This window comes from Streptomyces sp. NPDC037410, assembly GCF_055602235.1.
This window is the reverse complement of the sequence record NZ_JBVJWR010000041.1, coordinates 1-20,297: the sequence shown is the minus strand read 5'-3', so window position 1 is coordinate 20,297 and position 20,297 is coordinate 1. Positions and strand designations below refer to the sequence as shown.

19 protein-coding genes and 2 pseudogenes are annotated in these 20,297 nt (G+C 72.2%); 16 read left to right on the top strand and 5 right to left on the bottom strand.

What is annotated here, in order from left to right:
• Positions 1 to 77: 77 nt before the first annotated feature.
• Positions 78 to 263 (bottom strand): hypothetical protein, encoded by a 186-nt coding sequence (locus tag ACZ7HT_RS36615; RefSeq protein WP_471174047.1) that lies wholly within the window; start codon positions 261 to 263, stop codon positions 78 to 80.
• 106 nt (positions 264 to 369) lie between these two features.
• Between ACZ7HT_RS36615 and ACZ7HT_RS36610 the strand changes: the two genes are divergently transcribed.
• The 4 genes and pseudogenes from ACZ7HT_RS36610 to ACZ7HT_RS36595 form a co-directional block, all read left to right on the top strand.
• Positions 370 to 1,686: a PQQ-binding-like beta-propeller repeat protein gene (locus ACZ7HT_RS36610; protein ID WP_471174045.1), complete on the top strand. Its 1,317-nt coding sequence runs from the start codon at positions 370 to 372 to the stop codon at positions 1,684 to 1,686.
• Positions 1,687 to 1,830: 144 nt separating this feature from the next.
• The gene (locus ACZ7HT_RS36605) at positions 1,831 to 2,622 is read left to right on the top strand and encodes a CPBP family intramembrane glutamic endopeptidase (protein WP_471174043.1); all 792 of its coding nucleotides are present in this window, start codon (positions 1,831 to 1,833) and stop codon (positions 2,620 to 2,622) included.
• Positions 2,623 to 2,710: 88 nt separating this feature from the next.
• Entirely contained in the window at positions 2,711 to 3,949 is a 1,239-nt protein-coding gene (locus tag ACZ7HT_RS36600) for a sensor histidine kinase (RefSeq protein WP_471174042.1), read from the top strand.
• Positions 3,901 to 4,332: pseudogene (locus tag ACZ7HT_RS36595) on the top strand (response regulator); the annotation flags it as partial. The gene ACZ7HT_RS36600 and the pseudogene ACZ7HT_RS36595, both read left to right, overlap by 49 nt.
• Positions 4,333 to 4,646: 314 nt before the next feature.
• Here the strand turns inward: ACZ7HT_RS36595 and ACZ7HT_RS36590 are convergent.
• The 3 genes from ACZ7HT_RS36590 to ACZ7HT_RS36580 all read right to left on the bottom strand — a co-directional run bounded on the left by ACZ7HT_RS36590 (position 4,647) and on the right by ACZ7HT_RS36580 (position 6,241).
• On the bottom strand, positions 4,647 to 5,174 hold the full coding sequence (locus tag ACZ7HT_RS36590) for a SixA phosphatase family protein (RefSeq protein WP_471174040.1): 528 nt from the start codon (positions 5,172 to 5,174) through the stop codon (positions 4,647 to 4,649).
• A 21-nt stretch (positions 5,175 to 5,195) separates the two neighbouring features.
• Positions 5,196 to 5,894 carry a hypothetical protein gene (locus ACZ7HT_RS36585; protein ID WP_471174038.1) on the bottom strand — a complete coding sequence of 233 codons (699 nt, stop codon included), beginning with the start codon at positions 5,892 to 5,894 and terminating at the stop codon, positions 5,196 to 5,198.
• A gap of 122 nt (positions 5,895 to 6,016) precedes the next feature.
• On the bottom strand, positions 6,017 to 6,241 hold the full coding sequence (locus ACZ7HT_RS36580) for a hypothetical protein (RefSeq protein WP_471174036.1): 225 nt from the start codon (positions 6,239 to 6,241) through the stop codon (positions 6,017 to 6,019).
• Positions 6,242 to 7,616: 1,375 nt separating this feature from the next.
• Here ACZ7HT_RS36580 and ACZ7HT_RS36575 point away from each other — a divergent pair.
• The 3 genes from ACZ7HT_RS36575 to ACZ7HT_RS36565 all read left to right on the top strand — a co-directional run bounded on the left by ACZ7HT_RS36575 (position 7,617) and on the right by ACZ7HT_RS36565 (position 9,662).
• Complete coding sequence (locus tag ACZ7HT_RS36575; protein WP_471174034.1) at positions 7,617 to 7,838, top strand: hypothetical protein; 222 nt, start codon at positions 7,617 to 7,619, stop codon at positions 7,836 to 7,838.
• A gap of 319 nt (positions 7,839 to 8,157) precedes the next feature.
• Positions 8,158 to 8,526 carry a hypothetical protein gene (locus ACZ7HT_RS36570; RefSeq protein WP_471174033.1) on the top strand — a complete coding sequence of 123 codons (369 nt, stop codon included), beginning with the start codon at positions 8,158 to 8,160 and terminating at the stop codon, positions 8,524 to 8,526.
• Positions 8,527 to 8,558: 32 nt separating this feature from the next.
• The gene (locus ACZ7HT_RS36565; RefSeq protein WP_471174030.1) at positions 8,559 to 9,662 is read left to right on the top strand and encodes a lipase family protein; all 1,104 of its coding nucleotides are present in this window, start codon (positions 8,559 to 8,561) and stop codon (positions 9,660 to 9,662) included.
• A gap of 166 nt (positions 9,663 to 9,828) precedes the next feature.
• On the opposite strand, the gene ACZ7HT_RS36560 is transcribed toward ACZ7HT_RS36565, so the two are convergent.
• Positions 9,829 to 10,500, bottom strand: a complete 672-nt coding sequence (locus ACZ7HT_RS36560; RefSeq protein WP_471174028.1) for a TetR/AcrR family transcriptional regulator — start codon at positions 10,498 to 10,500, stop codon at positions 9,829 to 9,831.
• 48 nt (positions 10,501 to 10,548) lie between these two features.
• Here ACZ7HT_RS36560 and ACZ7HT_RS36555 point away from each other — a divergent pair, with 48 nt between their 5' ends.
• From ACZ7HT_RS36555 to ACZ7HT_RS36515, 9 genes and pseudogenes are all read left to right on the top strand, one after another.
• Entirely contained in the window at positions 10,549 to 12,171 is a 1,623-nt protein-coding gene (locus ACZ7HT_RS36555; RefSeq protein WP_471174025.1) for an FAD-dependent monooxygenase, read from the top strand.
• Between the two features lie 148 nt (positions 12,172 to 12,319).
• Positions 12,320 to 12,465: pseudogene (locus tag ACZ7HT_RS36550) on the top strand (RNA polymerase subunit sigma-70); the annotation flags it as partial.
• A gap of 895 nt (positions 12,466 to 13,360) precedes the next feature.
• Entirely contained in the window at positions 13,361 to 14,353 is a 993-nt protein-coding gene (gene dhaK, locus ACZ7HT_RS36545; RefSeq protein WP_471174023.1) for a dihydroxyacetone kinase subunit DhaK, read from the top strand.
• Positions 14,354 to 14,366: 13 nt separating this feature from the next.
• Positions 14,367 to 15,002 (top strand): dihydroxyacetone kinase subunit DhaL, encoded by a 636-nt coding sequence (gene dhaL / locus ACZ7HT_RS36540; protein WP_471174021.1) that lies wholly within the window; start codon positions 14,367 to 14,369, stop codon positions 15,000 to 15,002.
• On the top strand, positions 14,999 to 15,427 hold the full coding sequence (locus ACZ7HT_RS36535; RefSeq protein ID WP_471174019.1) for a PTS-dependent dihydroxyacetone kinase phosphotransferase subunit DhaM: 429 nt from the start codon (positions 14,999 to 15,001) through the stop codon (positions 15,425 to 15,427). The genes dhaL and ACZ7HT_RS36535 overlap by 4 nt, the downstream gene beginning before the upstream one ends.
• 288 nt (positions 15,428 to 15,715) lie before the next feature.
• Complete coding sequence (locus ACZ7HT_RS36530; RefSeq protein WP_471174016.1) at positions 15,716 to 17,737, top strand: 2,4-dienoyl-CoA reductase FMN-binding domain-containing protein; 2,022 nt, start codon at positions 15,716 to 15,718, stop codon at positions 17,735 to 17,737.
• A gap of 46 nt (positions 17,738 to 17,783) precedes the next feature.
• Positions 17,784 to 18,323 carry a PadR family transcriptional regulator gene (locus ACZ7HT_RS36525; protein ID WP_471174015.1) on the top strand — a complete coding sequence of 180 codons (540 nt, stop codon included), beginning with the start codon at positions 17,784 to 17,786 and terminating at the stop codon, positions 18,321 to 18,323.
• A 125-nt stretch (positions 18,324 to 18,448) separates the two neighbouring features.
• On the top strand, positions 18,449 to 19,843 hold the full coding sequence (locus ACZ7HT_RS36520; protein WP_471174014.1) for an NAD(P)/FAD-dependent oxidoreductase: 1,395 nt from the start codon (positions 18,449 to 18,451) through the stop codon (positions 19,841 to 19,843).
• A gap of 228 nt (positions 19,844 to 20,071) precedes the next feature.
• A partial coding sequence (locus ACZ7HT_RS36515) for a helix-turn-helix domain-containing protein (RefSeq protein WP_471174013.1) occupies positions 20,072 to 20,297 on the top strand: 226 nt, incomplete at its 3' end.

Here is a 20,297-nt window from a genome sequence, read left to right as displayed (position 1 = left end):
CCGCGCCGGAACGTTCCCGGCACAGGCCCACCGCTGTCGGTGGATCCGGCAGTATCGACTGCGGATCCGCACACAACTCATCGGTACGGCTGAAAAGGCCGCCGTCTGGGAACGCGGATCGGCGACAGCAGCGCCTGCGGAGCGGCGACGGCGATGAAGAGCCGGCCGACCGCCATCATCGTCTGCTGCTCACGGATCACGAGCAGGGCGCCGACGATGAGCTGGACATTGTTGCCGAGGGCGGTGGCGAAGGCGGCGGACACGAGCAGTCGTTCGGTCCTGCAGGGGATGGTCGAGGCTACCTCTAAGGTGATCACCTGGTGGAGCAGGTAAGAACACGAGCGGGGGACACTGGTGCGAAAATCTCATATGCCACTGCGTCCAAGGGCGGTGCTGCTCGCGGCAGCGGTGCTCGTCGGCGGCACCGTGACGGCCTGTGGTGCGGACGAGGGCTCCAAGTCGGCCGACGACACCCCAGCGGCCGCCGCGAGTAGGTCGGCCGCCGCGTCGCGGCCCGTGTACGACCCGCCGGCGAAGTTCGCGACGAAGGGCGCCCTCATGCCCGACGGTCTGACCACGGACATCCTGGACCTCGACAACAGACTCGTCGGGCCGCCCCCGGTGACCCTGTACGGCACCACGGCGTACGTGGGCGCGTTCGATCACGTCCAGGCCATCGACACCACCAATGGTCACGTCACGGCGACCATCGAGCCTGCGGGCAAGGCGCTGGCCGAGAGCGCCGGCGTCGAGGACAAGGCCGGGGCGCCCGCCCTGGTGACCACCGGTGGAGCACCGGCCCTGCTGACGCCGTTCCCGGTCGAACAGTCCGGTACGGGTACGCAGGCCGACCACAGGGCGGTCGAGATCGCCGTCAGCGACCCCGCCACCGCCGAGGTGCGCTGGCGGATGACCCTGCGGCTGCCCGCGTGGGCCGACGACCACACCGTCGAGCTGACCGCATCGGCCGTCGGCGCCGACGGGAACACCGGCGTGGTGACGGTGTCGCAGAAGGACACCCACGCCGTGACCTATGGAGTCGACCTGACGACCCACCGCCAGGTCTGGGTCAAGGACGACTTCGCGGCCACGGGAATCACCGAGGGCACGGCGGTCGGCTGGAGCGTGGACAGCTCCTTGACCTACTCCGCCGGGTACGACGCGGCGACCGGCCGGCGCCGCTGGCAGGGCGAGCACCTGGTCAGCGAGACGGTGTCCGCCGCGGGCCCCCACTTCGTCCTCGTCCAGGGCGGCGACTGGGCCAGTGAGTCGGACCATGTCCAGCTCCTCGACCCCGTCACCGGCAAGACCAAGAAGCGGCTGCCCGCCGGACTCGACAAGGGCACCTGTGTCTACGACGAGAAGAGCACCCTCGTCTGTCACGGCACCGGTCCCGACGGGGACGAGTCCGTCGCCTACGGCCTGGACGCCACCACCGGCGAAGTGCTGTGGCAACTGCCGGACAGGCAGGCCGACCGCGTCGCCCCCGAGGTCACCACGGTGTGGCACGGCCGGGTCTACGGAAAGACCGAGAACGGCCCGGTGGCACTCGACGCCCGTACCGGCAAGGACCTGCCCACCAGCCCCGGGATCGCCCCGGTCCTGGTGAACGGCTCGGCGGGCCTCGCCCTGGCGAAGGTGGACGGCTGGAAGACCAAGCTGTTCGTGTACCCGGCCACCGGCTGAACGGCCCGCCCAAGGGGGGTGCACCTAGGTGCACCCCCCTTGGGCGGCTACCTGCAGTGGCCCGCCCCGCGGGGACCGGCAGAGTCGACGGCGGAGCGTCCGAAGGGGACGCGCACGCGCCGATCGAGCAGGAGGCCGGGCAGCATGCGGGACTGGAAGGCGGAGGCAGGGGTGTTCCTCGCCGTCGCGTTCGTGGCGGCAGGAGTGCTGGGGGCAGTGCAGCCCGCCACCGGGATACCGGAGGAGGTGGTGCAGCTGACCCAGTTCGGCCCCGCCTCAGGCGTGTTGGTGGTGGCCCTGCTGTGGCCGTCCCGGATCCGGCGCCGACTCGCCGGGGCTCTGCCGGGCCGCCGGGTGAGGGAGATGCGGCACACCGGAGGCGAACAGGCGGGACGGGGGCTGCTGTTGCTGCTCACGGCACCACTGATCATCGTGCTCAGCGTGGTCGCGTACGCCGCCGCGGAAGGTACGCCCCGGGCGACCGGTCCGGGGTCCCTCGGGCATCCCTTCGCGCTGATCGTCGTGACGCAGTTCGTCGGCGCGTGCGGCGAGGAGATCGGCTGGCGCTGCCTGCTCCAGCCGCTGGTGCGCACGCGGTTCGGTCCGGTCCCTGCCTCCGCTCTCGTGGGGTTGGTGTGGGGCGCGTGGCACGTCCAGGTCTTCGCCCAGGACCCGGCCTACGCCGCCGGGTTCCTGCTGGCCACCGTGGCGATGTCGGTCGTCCTCGGGCTCGACCTCGAGCGCGTGCGTGCGGGCCGTCTGCTGCTCGCGGGCGGATTCCACACCCTGGTCAACCTGGGGATGCTGCTGTTCATGGACGAGGAGTCCGGCGCGGTGCTGCCGATGGTGCTGTTCGGCGGCGCGTGCCTGGCGGCCGCGGTGCCGTGGGTTCTGCGCGCGCCGGCGGTGAAGGCGCCGGCGCACGACGCACGCTGACGTGAAGGGGCGAGGGATGGCCGGAGTGGTGAAGGGCGGACGATCGGCTGCGGTCGTACGCGGCTGTGTTGCCGTAGGGCGGTGTCAATTGCTGTCGTTCGCCGCCTTCGCCGTGACCGCGGTCGGCGGGCTCGTGGTGGGAGTGCTGCTCCTCCTCCCGGTGGGCGCGGGCCTTCCCCTGCTGCCGCCCGCCGCGGTGGCCTTGCGCCGGCTCTCCGATCGCTACCGCTCCTGGACTCTCCGCTGGACGGGCACACGGATCAGCCCGCCCGAACCGCTCGCTCCCGAGGACCTCGGTGGCCGTGCCGGGAGCCGTCGCCGGCGGGCGGCCCGGATCCTCGGCGACGAGGGGTTCTGGCACGACCTCAGATGGGCCTGGCTGGAGCCGTGGACGGGCGCGCTCCTGATCGCGCTCCCGCTCGCACTCGTCGACTACGGGCTGTTCGGCGCGCTGGTGCAGCCGTTCGTCTGGCGGCTCCTCGGCGACGGCAACTGGTACGCGTTCATCCCCGTCCGCTCCACCGCCACCATGCTCGCCGCCCTCCTGGTCGGCCTCGCGTTCACCGCGGCCGGGCTGCGCCTGGCCCCCACCGCGCTGAGGTGGCACGCCCGCTGGAGCCGACGGGTGCTGTCCGCGCCCTACAGCACCGAACTCGAGCGCCGCATCGAGCACCTCACCGACACCCGCGCCGACGCGCTGGACACCCAGGCCGCCGAACTCCGGCGCATCGAACGGGACCTGCACGACGGCGCGCAGGCCCGGCTGGTCGCCCTGGGCATGACCCTGGACCGGGCGACCCTCCTCCTCGACACCGATCCGCGAGCCGCCCGCGCTCTCCTCGACGAGGTCCGTGTCACGTCGTCGCGGGCGCTGAGGGATCTCCGCGACCTCGTCCACGGCATCCACCCGCCCGTCCTCGCCGACCGGGGACTCGGCGACGCCGTACGGTCCCTGGCGCTCGACAGCTTCCTCGACGTGCTGGTCGAGGCACAGCTCCCCGGACGGATGCCGGCCCCCGTCGAGTCCGCCGCCTACTTCGCGGTGAGCGAGCTCCTCGCCAACGCGGCCAAGCACTCCGGCGCCCGCCAGGTCCACATCCGGCTGGAGCACTCCGGCCGCGCACTGCGCATCACGGTCACCGACGACGGCCACGGCGGGGCGGATCCCTCCCGGGGCAGTGGACTGCACGGCATCCGGCGCAGGTTGAGTACCTTCGACGGGTCCCTCACCCTGCACAGCCCGCCGGGCGGACCGACCATCGCGACCCTGGAGATACCGTGCGCATCGTCCTCGCCGAAGACCTCTTCCTGCTCAGGGACGGACTGAGCCGAACGCTCCAGGAGCACGGCTTCGACGTGGTTTCGGCCGTGGACAACGGCCCCGCCCTGCGGCGCGCCCTGCGCGAGGAGCAGCCGGACATCGCCGTGGTCGACATCCGGCTGCCGCCCACCTTCACCGACGAGGGTCTGCAGGCCGCCCTGGAGGCCCGCCGCACCCGCCCGGCCCTCCCTGTCCTGATCCTCTCCCAGTACGTCGAGCAGCTGTACGTCCACGAGCTGCTCGCCGGCGGCCAGGGCGCCATCGGCTACCTGCTCAAGGACCGGGTCACCCACACCGCCCAGTTCGTCGACGCCGTGCGGACGGTCGCGTCCGGCGGCACGGTCATGGACCCGCAGGTCATCGCCCGGCTCCTCGCCCGCAGCGATGCCCGCAGGACGTCCCCCAGTAGCGGTCCGACCCGAGCACCCGGTCCCCGCCCGGCGGACGCCGCACAACACCCGCGGTCCCGCTGCCGCTCCTTGTGGGGCTGGTATCCGATGCGTCCCGATGCCGGACCGCCCCACCGGTCGCCGAGCAGGAAGGGCCAGGAAGGCACACCTCAAGCACCGCCCCGGTGGAGGCGCAAGAGTTCATCCGCCGAAACCGCGCCTCGGCGGCGGAAGAGTGCGACGCAGAGTTCCTGCTGTGCGACCTCGTCAACCACGACCCGGACGGCCGTGCCCGTCACGGCCGGCGTCCCGGCTCACCGGTGCTTCTCACCGCGTGGCACAGCGAAGTCGACGAGCGCGCAGCTGCCGGGTGACAGTCGCTTCCAGGTACCGGGGAGGGTGAGCACCGCGATCGCGGAGGTCGGGAACTTCCGCCGGGCGCGGGCGAGGCAGTCACCGATCGTCGGCGCTCCGGTGAGGGCCACCACCAGGTCCTGGACCCCGGGACTGTGCCCGATCAGCAGAAGCGTGCGGCACGACTCGTCCGTCTCGCGTACGACATGGAGGAGCTCGGCGGAGCTCGCCCCGTACAGCCTCGGGTCGTGGACCGCCGCAGGCGTGGCACCCAGTTCGCCCGAGACCAGGTCCCAGGTCTGTCTCGTACGAAGTGCCGGGGAGCAGACGACGGTGTCCGGCAGGAGGCCGGCTTCGCGCAACCAGCGTCCCGCGGCAGGCGCGTCCCTGCGGCCACGCCCCGACAGCGGCCGGTCCAGGTCCGCGACGCCGTCGGGCCACGCGGATTTGGCGTGCCGGAGGACGACCAGCCGGGCAGGCCGGGTCATGACGCCGCCGAGCGCGGGACGCTACCCATGGCCGATCTCCCGGGTGAGTTCCAGGCCGAGGACCCGGTCGAGGAGCGCGAAGGTCTCGAACTTGGCGCCGTCCGCGATCGTGTCCACGGTGTCGACGTGGCGCAGCAGCTCCAGCATCTCCGGGGTGCCCAGGTCGTCGGCGAGTGCGGCGTCCGCCCGGGTGACGATGTCGGGCGGCACCGGCTTGGACGGCGAGTTCGCCCAGCACGCCACCCGACGTCGCCATGCCGTGAGCCGGCGCCCGGCGGCGAGGAGCACGTCCGAGGTCAGGCCGACGGGCCGGTGGTACGGCGAGGACAGAAGCGCCAGGCGGACGGCCAGCGGGTCCACACCGTCCGCGCTCCCCACCCGCACGCGCTGGAGCGGCGGGGCGTCCTGCCGCACGTGCCCCACTTCAAGCCACAACCCCGTCGCGGTGGGCCGGAGGGCGGTGGCGGACACGTGGAGATCCGCCCGGTTCCCCGACCCCGTGGTCTCACCGTCGGGCGGATGGATACCCAAGCCGTCCATGGCGTGCCGCAGACGCACGGCACGCTCGCGGGGCAGCGCCGGTTCGGCGAGGGTGTGGAAGACCTGCACTCCCTTGCTCTCCAGGGCCCGCAGCAGCACATCGCCGGCCAGCAGGGTTCGCAGGTCGGTCATGTCCACATCCACGTCGTCCATGTCCGTGCCGACCAGATGGGTCCGCATGGTCAGCATCCCCCGCCGGCGCCCCGTCGGGATACCGGTGCGGCGACGGGTTCCTCCGTCCGCGACGCGCAGCATGACCACGGCCCTCGCCTCTGGCCTGCCCGGATCTCCCAGAGCGGCGTTCACTCCGGACACCCGGTGCGCTGGAGGTGGACGTGCCCTCCCTGGGCGCGCAGCTCCTCGGCTTCCCCGGCCTGCCCGCATCCGGTGACGCGGTACGAGGCTTCCGGGGTGAGCCGCGTGAGAGCCGCCGCCCACGCTCCGGGCTCCGCGTGCCGGTGCGGCAGGTCCGTGGCATCGGCGAGGCAGGTGAAGCACTCGGCGACACACAGCACCTCGTCGACCATGCGCCGCGCGCTGCGGGGGGAACCACGGCGACCGGCCGGGCCGGGAGGTCGGCCTCGGGCATGGCCGCTTCGCTCATCAGCACCAGTGCGTCGAGCGGGCGCTCGTCGTCGCCGAGTGTGCCCGCCACCCGGCCGTGACCCACCGGCCGACAGGTGCGCCTGTGCCGTTCCCTCGGCGCGATCGCGGGGGACACGTCGTCGCGATTGCGTGCTCCCAGCGGCCGCGTCGACCGCGATGGTGATCCTGGGCATCCGTGCCACCTCCGTGCTTCCTGGGTTTACGCATCACACAGAGGCCATCATCGCCACCGAGGTGCGGTTTGTGGCGAACGCCATCACCGTACGTACCTCCTTCCGCTCACGCGGACTTCGTCACGGTCCTCGGCCGAGGCCACGGTTCGTTGCATGGACAGCCATCGGCCTACCGATTCGGCGTGGGTACCGTCGATGCCGTAGAGGGGCCCGAACGGCCCCTCCCGTCGACGGGGCGTGGACGCGGCCTGGGAGAGGAGGCTGAGGGAGCCCATCCCTCAGCCGGGAGGCGGGCAGCGAAGAGGAACACGCGGAGCAGGGGGGCTTTCGGGCACGAGCGGGACCGACCTCGCCCAGGCCGCCCGCGTGCTCCCCGACCGCACCTGGTGCTCCCTGCGCCCCGACCCGTGCTGAGCCGGGCCGGGGTCGGTTCCGGCCGGGCCGGGGCCGCCCACACTGCTGCCCGCCGTGACCGCGCCCAGCAGGGCGGCCAGGCGCCGCTCGTGGCGGGGGACCCAGGAGGCGGCGGCCTCGGGGAAGGCGCGCCGGTTGAGCGTGCCGCAGGTGTCCGAGTAGGCGGTCTTGCAGTTCGCCCACCCCAGGCATCGACGCCCACGGGGCACACCCCTCCAGTACCGGGGCCCGCGCCTTGTGACCAGCGTACGGGCGCGGGCCGCCGATAGGCGATGGCGATGGGCGCCATGCTGGGACGGTTCGTCGTGGGTGCGTTCGAGGACGCGGGGGATGCTGACGCCGCGTCGCGGCGAAGTCCCCGGCGAGGTCGACGCCGTCGCCCGACCCCGCCGCGCAGTACTGGGCCAGGACGATCCGCTTGCCTGGCGTGAGAAGCGGCCGTCCGGGCGGAAGTACTCCGCTGCGAAGATCGAAGTACCGGGTCGCGGACCCTTGCTTGTTCGTCGCCTGGACCCCTCTGGGGTCGCCGCGCCCTCCGCCGTTCGACGTCATCGCCCATGGGCTCACCGTCTGCCCGCCATCCGCTCTTCTGTGAAGCCCCAGGTCAGCGGACTGGGGCTGTTGTTTTTCGTCGAGCCCCTTTCAGCCCTCGCGCTGCGGACGTGAGGGGCCGCAGCGCGCGGATACGCGCGGGCGCATACTGGCAGCAATGACAAAGCCAGGTGCACCGAAGCGCTATTTGCCCACCAGTCCCTTCAAGGCCCCGGTCACACCACCTCCGAGGCAGTTCGCCATAGGAGACCAGGTCACACACGATGTGCACGGCCTCGGCCGGGTCATCGGCATCGAGGAGGGGATCGCGGCGCTCGTGGATTTCGGCTCGACGCAAGAGCGGATCCTGAGTCCATACGCCAAGATGAGCAAGCTGTAGGGCTGCCATGCCCGGCCACGGCCCACCAGATCCGTTCACGGCCTCGCACCGAAGCGGAGCCCTCTCACCGACCTGACCTCACCGTTCTCCGCTCCGGAAGGGGCGGCCCCGCTGCGTCGCTGCGACATCACCGCCTCCCACCACACATCCCTTCCAGACACCGGACTTCGGGGAGATCGAAACCTTCCTGCGCGACGATGCGCAAGCGTCCGCCTTTTGACATGAGTGCGGCTCGACGCGAGGCAGGCTAGGCCTGGCCGGGAGGGCGGCAAGGCGATGGAGACCCCTGGCACGTACATCTCCCCAGTTCAGAACCCACATGAACCTCAAGTGCCGGGCGCTTCCCAAGCTGATGGCGCGGGTTCGATTCCCGTCATCCGCTCTTGAACGAAGGCCCAGGTCAGAGACCTGGGCCTTCGTCGTTGTCCAGACCCGCCTCGCCGACCAGGGCATCGTCTTCCACCGCGGGACCAACAGCCCCGGCGAGGCGGTCGACGCCGGCACCAAGCAGATCGGCCTGGCCGGCGCCGAGACGGGCGGCGCGGACACCACCACCTGGGTCACCCGGCAGGGGGACCACCCGTTCCTCGCCTGGGGCCGGCGCCAGACCATGGTGCTCTACCTCGGCGAAGTCTCCGGACCGACCACCACCGACCGGCTCGGACTGTCCCCCACCCACCACGCCTGAAGCATCGGTCGACGGGCGTCACCGACGCATGCATGGCGTCCGCGGCCGCTCTTCCTGCGGGCGACGGTGACGTGATCAGCTCGGAACCGGCCGTCTTCTCTCTGGACCCGCTCCAGGCGGTCAAGGTCGACGCGAACGTCGAACGGATCCTGTACGGCTCGACCGACCGCACCGGGAAGCCCATCGCGGTCACCGGGACCGTCCTCGTCCCCAGGACCTCCTCCCCCGCGCCCCGGCCGATCATCGCCTTCGCCCCGGGCACCCAGGGACTGGCCGACACGTGCGCCCCCTCGCGGCAGCCGGCCGAGGGCACCGAGTACGAGGGACTGCCCGTCGAGAACCTCCTCGACCAGGGCTGGGCCGTCGTGGTCACCGACTACCAGGGACTCGGCACCCCGGGCGTCCACACCGACATGGACCGCGAGGCCGAGGGACGTGCGGTCCTGGACTCCCGCCGGGCGGCCCAGCGGCTGCAGGGAACCCAGCTGCCCGCCGCCGGCCCGGTGGCGCTCTACGGGTACTCCCAAGGCGGCGGCGCTGCCGCCTCCGCGGCCGAGCTCGCCCCCTCCTACGCGCCTGAGCTGCAGATCAAGGGCGCCGTCGTCGGGGCTGCCCCTGCGGACCTCGACGCGGTGGCGGCCAACCTCGACGGCTCCGCGTACGGCGCGTTCTTCAACTACTCCCTGTCCGGGCTCGGTGCCACCTACGGCATCGACATCAACCCGTACCTGAACTTCTTCGCGAAGCGGATCACGAACGACCTGAGGGACAACCTGTGCACCACGCAGGCCCTCGCCAAGTACCCGTTCCTGCGGTCCCGGCACCTGACCGTGGACGGCCGCCCCCTGCCCGACCGTCTCTCGTACGCGCCCTGGAAGGCGATCGTGGCCGACCAGCGGCTCGGCACCCGCAAGCCCGCCGTCCCCGTCCTGCTGTCGCACAGCCGGCTCGACGACGCGGTCCCCTACCGGGTCGGCGAGCAGCTGGCCGCCGACTGGTGCCGGCTGGGCGTCACCGTGAGGTTCACCAGCAACATCCTTCCCGGCCACATCGCCGCCACCGCCGCCACCAGCACCGAGGGCGCACCCTGGCTCGCGGACCGATTCGCCGGCAAGGCCGCTCCCGGCACCTGCTGACGGCCGTCAGCGCAGCGGTCGGCATCGACTCTTCGTTTTCCGTCATCCGCTCGTGGACGAAGGCCCAGGTCAGTGATCTGGGCCTTCTTCGTCGTCTGGATTGATCGCGCCCGCGGGCGCGATCGGGCGGGGCCCTCGGCGACCGCCGCGATCCGCGGGTGAGGCGTCAGCGCGCCGAGAGAAGTGCACGCTCCAGCACGTCGAATGCACCGCGCACACGAGACCGATGGTCGTCGGCGACATCAGCCGCGCGCTCGCCCGCGAGCAGGCGTTGGGCCGTGGTGATGTAGACGACCCGGTACGCGGCGACGATCAGTGCCGCCGCGAGGCGGGGGTCGGGGCCGTCGCCCCTGGGGGCGGTCTCGGCCATCGCGTCCCCCAGCGCCTTCTCCACTTCCTCGACACCTTCGCGCGCCCGCGCCCGCAGGGCGGGCGAGTCCAGCACGATGCTCCAGAAGGGCGGGAAGTCGTCGCTCACCGCCGCCAGCGGGTGTCCCTGCTCCAGGAGTTGGAGCAGCAGCGCGCGCAGAGCGGTCAGTGGGGATTCGCCGACCGGACGGTTTCGTACCGCGGCGGTGAAGAGTTCGACCGCTTCGGGGATCCGGTCCAGGAAGAGGTCTTCCTTGCGGGGGAAGTGGTTGAAGACCGTCATGGTGGAGACATGAGCGGCCTTGGCGACCTCCGCCACGGTCACCTGGTCGAAGCCGCGCGCCGCGAACAGCATCGTCGCCTCGTCCGAGATCCGCTGCCGCGTCTCGCGCTTCTTGCGCTCTCGCAGTGTCAACGCCTGGTCGGCCGCGCGCTCTCCGGAGTCGCGCCTCTCACTTTTCTCGGTCACGGACAACACTATAGCGACTATAAAATTTTAGTGACTATAGTCAGCGCCATGAACTCCATGAGCGCGAACTTTGACGTGGTGGTCGCCGGAGGCGGCCCGGTCGGACTGATGCTGGCCTGCGAGCTCCGGCTCGGCGGCGCAAGCGTGGTGGTCGTCGAGCGCCGCACCGAAGTGGACCAGACCATCAAGGCGGGGGCGATCAACACGCCGACCGCCGAGGCGTTCTACCGGCGTGGCATGCTGCCCGCACTGGCCGAGGTGCAGCAGCGCTCCGCCGAGCGGTTCCAGGCGTTCGTACGCGAACAGCAGGGGACGCGGGCGAATGGCCGGCCTCCTCACACACCCTCCAAGTTCCTCGGGCACTTCGGCGGAATCATGCTGAGCGGGGATCTGCTGGACGCGACCGACCCGGACTTCATGAACGCCGGCCCCGCCGGGGAGGTCAGCCTCGTACCGCAGCAGGAGGTGGAGCGGATACTCGCAGAACGCGCCCGACAGCTCGGTGTCGAGGTGCGCAGCGGCACGGAGTTGACGGGGTTCGGCGAGGAAGACGGCGGGATCGAGGTGCGCGTGGCCCGGGTGACCGACGGGACGGGCGAGGCCATACGCGCAGGCTGGCTCGTGGGCTGTGACGGCGGCCGCAGTACGGTCCGCAAGCTCGCCGGGTTCGCCTTCCCCGGTACGGATCCGCAGATCACCGGTCACCAGGCGCTCGTCGAGATGACCGGGGCCGAAGCCCTCCGGCCCGGCTGGAACCACACGGACACCGGGACGTACGTGCACGGGCCGATGCCCGGGCGCATCCTCACGGTCGAGTTCGACGGGCCGCCGGCCGACCGGGAAGCGCCGGTCACCGCAGAGGAGTTGCAGGCGAGCCTGCGGCACGTCTCCGGGGCGGAGGTCACGATCACCGGGGTGCGCACCGCCACCCGCTTCACCGACAACGCGCGCCAGGTGGCCGACTACCGCGCGGGCCGGGTCCTCCTGGCGGGCGACGCCGCGCACGTCCACTCACCGTTCGGCGGCCAGGGACTCAACCTCGGCATCGGGGATGCGATGAACCTCGGCTGGAAGCTCGCCGCGGTCGTACGCGGCCGTGCTCCGGAGGAGCTGCTGGACACGTACACGGCCGAACGGCATCCGATCGGGGCGTGGGTGCTCGAATGGACCCGGGCGCAGATCGCGTTGATGCGGCCGGAACCGCAGGCCCGCGCCCTGCGCGACGTCGTCGCCGAGTTGACCGGCTCCGTCGCCGGCACCACGTACTTCGCCAAGAAGATCTCCGGCGTCTCGCAGCGGTACGACCTCCCCGGCAGCCATCCGCTGGTCGGCCGCAGCGCCCCGGACCTCGAACTCGCCGACGGGACGCGCCTCGCGGACCTGCTCCACGACGGGCGGGCCTTGCTGCTCGACCTCGCCGACGACGCGGGGCTCAGGGCGGACGCCGAGGGGTACGGCGAGCGGGTACGCGTCGTCACCACCGCCTGCCCTGGCGAACCGGAGCTGGCCGGGCTGCTCGTACGTCCGGACGGAATCACCGCCTGGGCAGCCGACGCCGGGGACACGTCGCACACAGGGGATACGGGGGACGGGCTCGCCGACGCCCTGTCCCGGTGGTTCGGAACGCCAGGCCGTGCGGTGCGGACGAGCGAATCGGCCGTGGCCTGGTGATGCGGGGACGCGGGTGGTGACCAGACCTGGGGCTTCGCCGTTCTCCGGGCCGGCCCGAGCGTCGTGCACCACCTCCGCACAACCTGCCGCCCTCTCCTCGACATCGCGGGTGCTCCATGCCCATGGCCTGGGCCTACCGTGACAGGCGACCGGGCCGGCCGTCGGCTGCCGCGGCTCACGGCTCGTCCCCACCGTGGCGAACGGCTCCCCACCTTCGGCCGGAACCGCCCCCGTACCGACGGAACCGGCTACGAGCCCTGGGCGCTCCTGGTCGAGGAGGAGAAGAGTCATCGCTCCCACCGATATGCGTTGGATCACGTGCCGGTCGGGGTGGCCTCCCTCCTCCCGCACACCGCCGGACTTGCCGGCATTCGCCCACGTCACGCGCCCTGAGTACCCGACCGACAAGGCGAATCGAGCCGCCCCGCTGCGGGCAACGGCTTGCCGTAGGCCCGGGTCTCCAGCAACTCGTCGAGGACGTGACTGAACGCCCGGACGACCTTGGCCCAGGGCAGCAGTTCGGCCGTGTGAGAGCCGGCGGTGAGCCCAGGGCCGAGGCGGAGACGATGCGGCCGGCGCCGATGACGGCGAGGGTGCGGGCAGTGGTCATGTGGCCCTCCGAGGTCGGCGGTTCGAGTGGGATCCGTCCCCGCCGAGCGACGGCTGAGGTTCGGCGTATCCCTCCTGCCCGCCCCCGGCTGCGGTCGAGGTCGGCCACGTCCCGGTCCGCCGGGGCCAATTCCCCCTGGCGTCCAGGGATCGACAGCCTGAGCGTGCTCCGCTGGCGCCCGCGACATCCGCTCACGGGCGCGGCGGCTCGGCCACGCGGCCCCCATCCGCCGGGGCGGAGACCACCTCGTCGCCACGTCCGCTGGGGGCGTGCCCCAACCGTGCCGTCCAGAGCGGCGCGCAGCGGCCCCCACGGGTGCGCGGACGCTGCAACCTCCTCGACGAGGAACCTCCGGCCCGCGCCGCCGGGAATCGGAATCGCCCGGGACCACTGATGACGCACCGGTGCGCGATCACCACCTCGCGACGATAATTGCGCCATGATGCGCATTCGCAAAGACGATTCCAGGTGAACTCAAACTGATGGAGCGCCAGGAAAGACCAGCAACTCGCAGCACCTGACCTGACCTGCACAAGCCCTGCTCAGCGGCTCGCCTGCTCATCTCACCAGGAGGTATCCATGAGGATGTTGATCAACGTTCCGGAGACCGTCGTCGCCGACGCGCTGCGGGGGATGGCCGCGGCTCATCCCGAGTTGACCGTGGACGTGGAGCGGCGTGTGGTGGTGCGGCGGGACGCGCCCGTGGCCGGGAAGGTGGCGCTGGTGTCCGGCGGTGGGTCCGGGCACGAGCCGTTGCACGGGGGGTTCGTGGGGCCCGGGATGCTGGCGGCCGCGTGTCCCGGCGAGGTGTTCACCTCGCCGGTGCCCGATCAGATGGTGCGGGCCGCCGCCGCGGTCGACAGCGGTGCCGGGGTGTTGTTCGTCGTCAAGAACTACACCGGTGACGTGCTGAACTTCGAGATGGCGGCGGAGCTCGCCGAGGACGAGGGCATCCGGGTCGCCAAGGTCCTCGTCGACGACGACGTGGCGGTGACGGACAGTCTGTACACGGCGGGCCGGCGCGGCACCGGCGGCACGCTGTTCGTGGAGAAGATCGCGGGCGCCGCCGCCGAGGAGGGCGCCCCGCTGGAGCGGGTGGAGGCGATCGCCCGACGGGTGAACGAGCGGTCCCGGTCCTTCGGGGTGGCCCTGAGCGCCTGTACCACCCCGGCCAAGGGCAGTCCCACCTTCGATCTCCCCGAGGGGGAGCTGGAGTTGGGGATCGGCATCCACGGCGAGCCGGGGCGTGAGCGGCGGGCCATGATGACCTCACGGGAGATCGCGGACTTCGCCGTCGACGCCGTCGTCGAGGACCTGCGCCCGTCCGGGCCGGTCATCGCGCTGGTGAACGGGATGGGCGCGACCCCGCTCCTGGAGCTGTACGGCTTCAACGCCGAGGTGCAGCGGGTGCTCGCCGAGCGGAAGGTGCCCGTGGCCGGGACACTGGTCGGGAACTACGTGACCTCGCTCGACATGGCCGGATGCTCGGTGACCCTGTGCCAGGTCGACGAGGAGCTGCTGCGGCTGTGGGACGCTCCGGTGCAGACGCCGGCGCTGCGCTGGGGCCGGTGAGACGGGGATGGGCATGGGGAGTGACGACGTGACGGATACCTTCGGCGCCGGGTTCCTGGTGCGGTGGCTGGCCGCGGTGGCCGAGGACGTCGACCGGGAGGCGGACCGGCTCACCGAGCTGGACTCGGCGATCGGCGACGCCGACCACGGAGCCAATCTGAAGCGGGGCTTCGCCGCGGTGACGGAGACCCTGGCGGACGAGCCGCCCGCGACTCCGGGCGCGGTGCTCACCACCGCCGGGCGGCAGCTCATCTCCACCGTCGGCGGCGCTTCGGGGCCGCTGTACGGCACGCTGCTGCGGCGCGCCGGGAAGGCCCTGGGCGAGGAGGCGGAGGTCGACCGGGAGCGGTTGGCCGAGGCGTTCGGCGCCGGTGTGGCCGCCGTGTCGCAACTGGGCGGTGCGCAGGTGGGCGACAAGACGATGCTGGACGCGCTCGTGCCGGCCGTGGAAGGGCTGCGGAGCTCGTACGAGGAGGCCCGCGCCGCCGCCGAGAAGGGCGCCCTGGCGACCGTACCCCTCCAGGCGCGCAAGGGCAGGGCCAGCTATCTCGGGGAGCGGTCGATCGGGCACCAGGATCCCGGGGCGACGTCCTCGGCGCTGCTGTTCGCGGCGCTCGCCGACACCGCGCGGGCGGAGGGGGTGCGATGAGCCCCGCCCGGGTGGGCTCGGTTCCGTCTCCCGTCGGCATCGTGCTCGTCTCGCACAGCGCCGCCGTCGCGGCGGCCGTGGCGGAGCTCGCCCGGGGGCTCGCGGGCGGCGGGGACCTCGCGCCGGTCCTGCCCGCGGGCGGGACTCCGGACGGTGGGCTCGGGACGAGTTCCGAGCTGATCTGCGAGGCGGCGAAGGCCGTCGACCGGGGTGCCGGGGTCGCGCTCCTCGTCGACCTGGGCAGCGCGGTCCTCACCGTGAAGGCGCTGCTCGCCGAGGGCGACGAGCTGCCGGAGGGCGCGCGGCTCGTGGACGCGCCGTTCGTCGAGGGCGCGGTCGCCGCGCTGGTGACGGCGAGCGCCGGCGGGGATCTCGACGCGGTGGCGGCGGCGGCCGCGGAGGCGTACGCGTATCGCAAGGAGTGAGCGGCCGCGGGGTGCGCACCGGCCCGGTCGCCGAGCTGCTCGCGGACGACGACCTGGACGCGTGGGTGGCGGCGGCGTCGTCGGTCCCGAACCGATCGTCCTGAGGCCGGGGGGCGCCCGCCCGGCGCCCCTCCCCAGGGCCGGGAACCCCGCGCCCCTGCGCTTCCGCCCCCACTCTTGCTACCGAGTAGTAGACATCACTCCCCGATTCTTCTGCAACTAGTTGCAGAAGCCGCACGGGGTCGCCTAGAACTGTCCTCGACGACCCCTGCGCGAGGAGGCGCCCCCATGACCCCGACCCCGTACCCGCACCTGCTGAGCCCGCTCGACCTCGGGTTCACCACCCTGCCCAACCGGGTGATCATGGGGTCGATGCACGTCGGCCTCGAGGAGACCGAGCACGGGTTCGAGCGCATGGCCGCCTTCTACGCGGAGCGCGCCCGCGGCGGCGCGGGGCTCATCGTCACCGGTGGCATCGCGCCCAACGAGGCCGGACGCCCCTGGGACGGCGGGGCCAAGCTGACCACGGCCGAGGAGGTCGCCGAGCACCGGCTGATCACCGACGCCGTGCACGCGGAGGGCGGCAGGATCGCGATGCAGATCCTGCACTTCGGCCGGTACGCCTACCACCCCGGCCTCGTCGGCCCGAGCCCGCTCAAGGCGCCCATCAGCCCCTTCGTACCGAACGAGCTGACCGACGCCGAGGTCGAGCAGACCGTCGAGGACTACGCGCGCTGCGCCGAGCTGGCGCGGGAGGCGGGGTACGACGGCGTCGAGGTGATGGGCTCCGAGGGCTACCTCATCAACGAGTTCATCGCAGCCGCGACCAACCAGCGCACCGACCGCTGGGGCGGCTCGTACGAGAACCGGGTCCGCTTCCCGCTGGAGATCGTCCGCCGGATCCGCGAGCGCGTCGGCGAGGACTTCATCCTGGTCTACCGGCTCTCCATGCTCGACCTGGTCCCGGGTGGCTCCACCCTCGACGAGGTCGTCGCGCTCGCCAAGGAGATCGAGGCCGCGGGCGCGACCATCATCAACACCGGCATCGGCTGGCACGAGGCGCGCATCCCCACCATCGCCACCTCCGTGCCGCGCGGCGCCTACACCTGGGTGACGAAGAGGCTGATGGGCGCGGTCTCCGTGCCGCTCGTCACCTCCAACCGCATCAACACCCCCGAGGTGGCCGAGGAGATCCTCGCCGACGGCCGCGCCGACCTGGTCTCGCTGGCCCGCCCGTTCCTCGCCGACCCGGACTTCGTGAACAAGGCGTCCGCCGGCCGCGCCGAGACCATCAACACCTGCATCGGCTGCAACCAGGCCTGCCTCGACCACACCTTCAGCCTGAAGATCACCTCCTGCCTGGTCAATCCGCGCGCCTGCCACGAGACCGAGCTGGTCCTCTCCCCCACCCGCCTCGCCAAGCGGATCGCCGTCGTCGGCGCCGGACCCGCCGGACTCTCCTGCGCCGTCGCGGCGGCCGGGCGCGGCCACTCCGTCACCCTCTTCGACGCCGCCGCCGAGATCGGCGGCCAGCTGAACATCGCCAAGCGGGTGCCGGGCAAGGAGGAGTTCGACGAGACGCTGCGCTACTTCCGCGTCCAGCTCGCCGAGCGCGGCATCGACGTCCGCCTGAACACGCAGGTCTCGGCCGCCGACCTGGAGGGCTACGACGAGGTCGTCGTCGCGACCGGTGTCACCCCCCGCACGCCGGGGATCGCGGGCGAGGACCACCCGAGCGTCCTCAGCTACCTCGACGTGCTGCGGGACGGCGCCCCGGTCGGGGACCGGGTCGCGATCATCGGCGCGGGCGGCATCGGCTTCGACGTCGCCGAGTTCCTCACGGACGGCGGCGAGGGCGCGAGCCAGGACCCCGAGACGTACTTCCGCCAGTGGGGCGTCGACACCTCGTACGAGAACCGCGGCGGACTGCGCGCGCCCGAGCGGAACGCGCCGCCGCGCCAGGTCCACCTGCTCCAGCGCAAGACCTCCAAGGTCGGCGCCGGTCTCGGCAAGACGACCGGGTGGATCCACCGCACCGAGCTCAAGCACCGGGGCGTCAGCATGGTGGCGGGCGTGTCGTACGAGCGGATCGACGACGCCGGACTGCACGTCACGATCGACGGCCAGCCGCAGCTGCTGCCCGTCGACACCGTCGTGCTCTGCTCGGGCCAGGAGCCGCGCCGCGACCTGTACGAGGAGCTGGTGGCCGCGGGCCGCCCGGCGCACCTCATCGGCGGGGCGGACGTCGCCGCGGAGCTGGACGCGAAGCGGGCCATCGACCAGGGCACCCGGCTCGCCGCCTCGCTGTGACGGCGGCTCCGTGATCAACGTGGCCGGCCGAACCTAGGATGCGAGCATGTCCCTCCCGCACGCGATCCTCACCGCGCTGCTCGAAAAGCCGTCCTCCGGCCTCGAACTGACGCGCCGCTTCGACAAGTCGATCGGCTACTTCTGGTCGGCCACGCACCAGCAGATCTACCGCGAGCTCGGGAAGCTGGAGCAGGCGGGGCACATCCGCGCCCTGCCCGCTCCGGTGCCCGCGCGGGGACAGAAGAAGGAGTACGAGGTGCTGCCCGCCGGCCGGGCGGAGCTGAGCGACTGGGTCGCGCGGGCCGAGGACCCGAAGCCGCTCCGCTCCGCCCTGCTGCTGCGGATGCGGGCCGCGGCGATGGTCGGAGCGGCCGGGCTCCGGGCCGAGCTGAAGCGCCATCTCGCCCTGCATCAGGAGCAGTTGGACGAGTATCTGACCATCGAGGCGCGGGACTTTCCGGCGGAGCGCCGCCGCGCCGAAGCGGACCGGCTGCGCCATCTGGTCCTGCGGGGCGGGGTCGATCTGGAGCGGTTCTGGGTGGAGTGGCTGACGGGCGCGCTCGCGGAGCTCGGTCCGGAAGAGTAGTCCGACCATCGACTCGGACGGTCCGCCTTCGGCCATATCGAGCGCCTCGGGCCCCGGGCGCGCGACGCGGCCCGTACCGGCGTGGATACTGGTCAGTTGTAGTTCCACGACACGAAAGGGCGGGTATGGCCGACGTCTTGGGCCGCCGCGCGACACGTCACGCGGTGGTCATCGGGGGAAGTCTCGCTGGACTGCTTGCCGCTCGGGTACTCGCCGAGCACGCCGAGAAGGTGACGGTCGTCGAGCGCGACCGCTACCCGGAGGGGCCCGAAGCCCGGCCGGGCGTGCCGCAGGGCCGGCACCTGCACGTCCTCATCGCGGGCGGGCAGCAGGCGTACGAGGAGCTGCTGCCGGGGTTCGTGGACGAGCTGCGGGAGCTCGGCGCGCCCAAGGTGGGCGTGCCCGAGGACATGGTGCAGTGGCAGAACGGCAAGTGGCTGAGCCGGCTGCCCGCCACCGTGCACTTCTACTCGGGTCCGCGCCCGCAGCTGGAGTGGCTGGTGCGGCAGCGGGTGTGCGCCGACCCGCGGATCGAGCTGATCGAGGGCCACGAGACGGTGGGTCTGACCGGCGACTCCACGCGCGTCCGCGGCGTCCGGCTGCGCGAGCGCGGCGCGGGTGCCGAGAAGGAGACCCGCGTCCTGGAGGCCGATCTCGTCGTCGACGCCTCCGGCCGGTCCACGAAGGCGGCCGACTGGCTGGCGGCGATCGGGGCCGAGGCGCCGCACGAGGAGACCATCGACACCGGTCTCGCCTACGGCACCCGGGTCTACCGCGCCCCGGAGGGCGTCCTTGACAGCGACGCCATGGGCTACTTCATCCTGCCCAACCCGCGCCAGGAGTACGGGGCCGTCGTGCTGCCCTGCGGCGACGGGACGCACCTCGTGACCCTCTCGGGGCTGCGCGGCAACGAACCGCCCTCGGACGAAGGGGCGTTCGAGGAGTACGCGAAGCGGATGCCGCACCCGGTGATCAGCGAGTGGCTGGCGAAGGCGGAGCCGGCGTCCCCGGTGTACGGCTTCCGCAAGACCGCCAACATCCGGCGCCGGTACGACCGTCCGGGCCGCCGCCCGGCCGGCTTCCTCGCCACCGGTGACGCGCTCTGCGCCTTCAATCCCATCTACGGACAGGGCATGGCGGTGGCGGCGATCTCCGCGGTCGCCCTGCGCCGGGCGCTCGCCGACCCGAAGCGCACCCCGACCACCCGGCGGGTGCAGCGCGCCCTCCTCGACGCCTCCCGGCAGGCCTGGGACGTCTCCACGGGTGCCGACAAGAAGATGCCCGGCGCGGTCGGCGCCGAGGACGCGCCCAGCGCGCTGGACAAGGCGGTCGGCTGGTACATCGGCCGGGTGCAGGAGCGGTCGGCGGGCGACCCGGTCGTCGGCGCCGCCTTCCGCAAGGCGATCACCCTCACCGCCCCGATGACGGTGCTGTTCGCCCCCGCCGTGGCGCGGGCGGTGCTCTTCGGGCCCGCGGCCGAGTCTCCGGTCGAGCCGCCGCTGCGCCGTACGGACGGCTAGGGCCTGTCCGGCGGATCAGGGTCGGATAGGCCGCGGCGTCTGGTGCGGTGCATCGCAAGGCGCCGGAGCGCCTCGATAGCGGAGCTATTGGGGCGTTTCGGCAACGCGGCGAGGTGCCGTGCCAGACGCCGCGGCCCCGGCCATGATCCGCTGGACAGGCCCTAGTGATCTGAGTCGGAGATTTGTCGTTGGTCTGGTGTGAGTCGTCCTGGACCGAAGATCCCGCCGGTGGTGCTGTCCGATGCCGAGCGGGCGATGTTGCAGTCGTGGGTGCGCCGTCGTTCGAGTGCCCAGTCGCTGGCCTTGCGGTCGCGGATCGTCCTGGAGAGCGCGGACGGGCATGCGATCGCCGAGGTCGCGCGGCGGCTGGGCATCACCACGGACACCGTCCGGGCCTGGCGGCGGCGCTTCCTGGAACGCCGGCTCGACGGCCTGTGCGATGAACCACGACCCG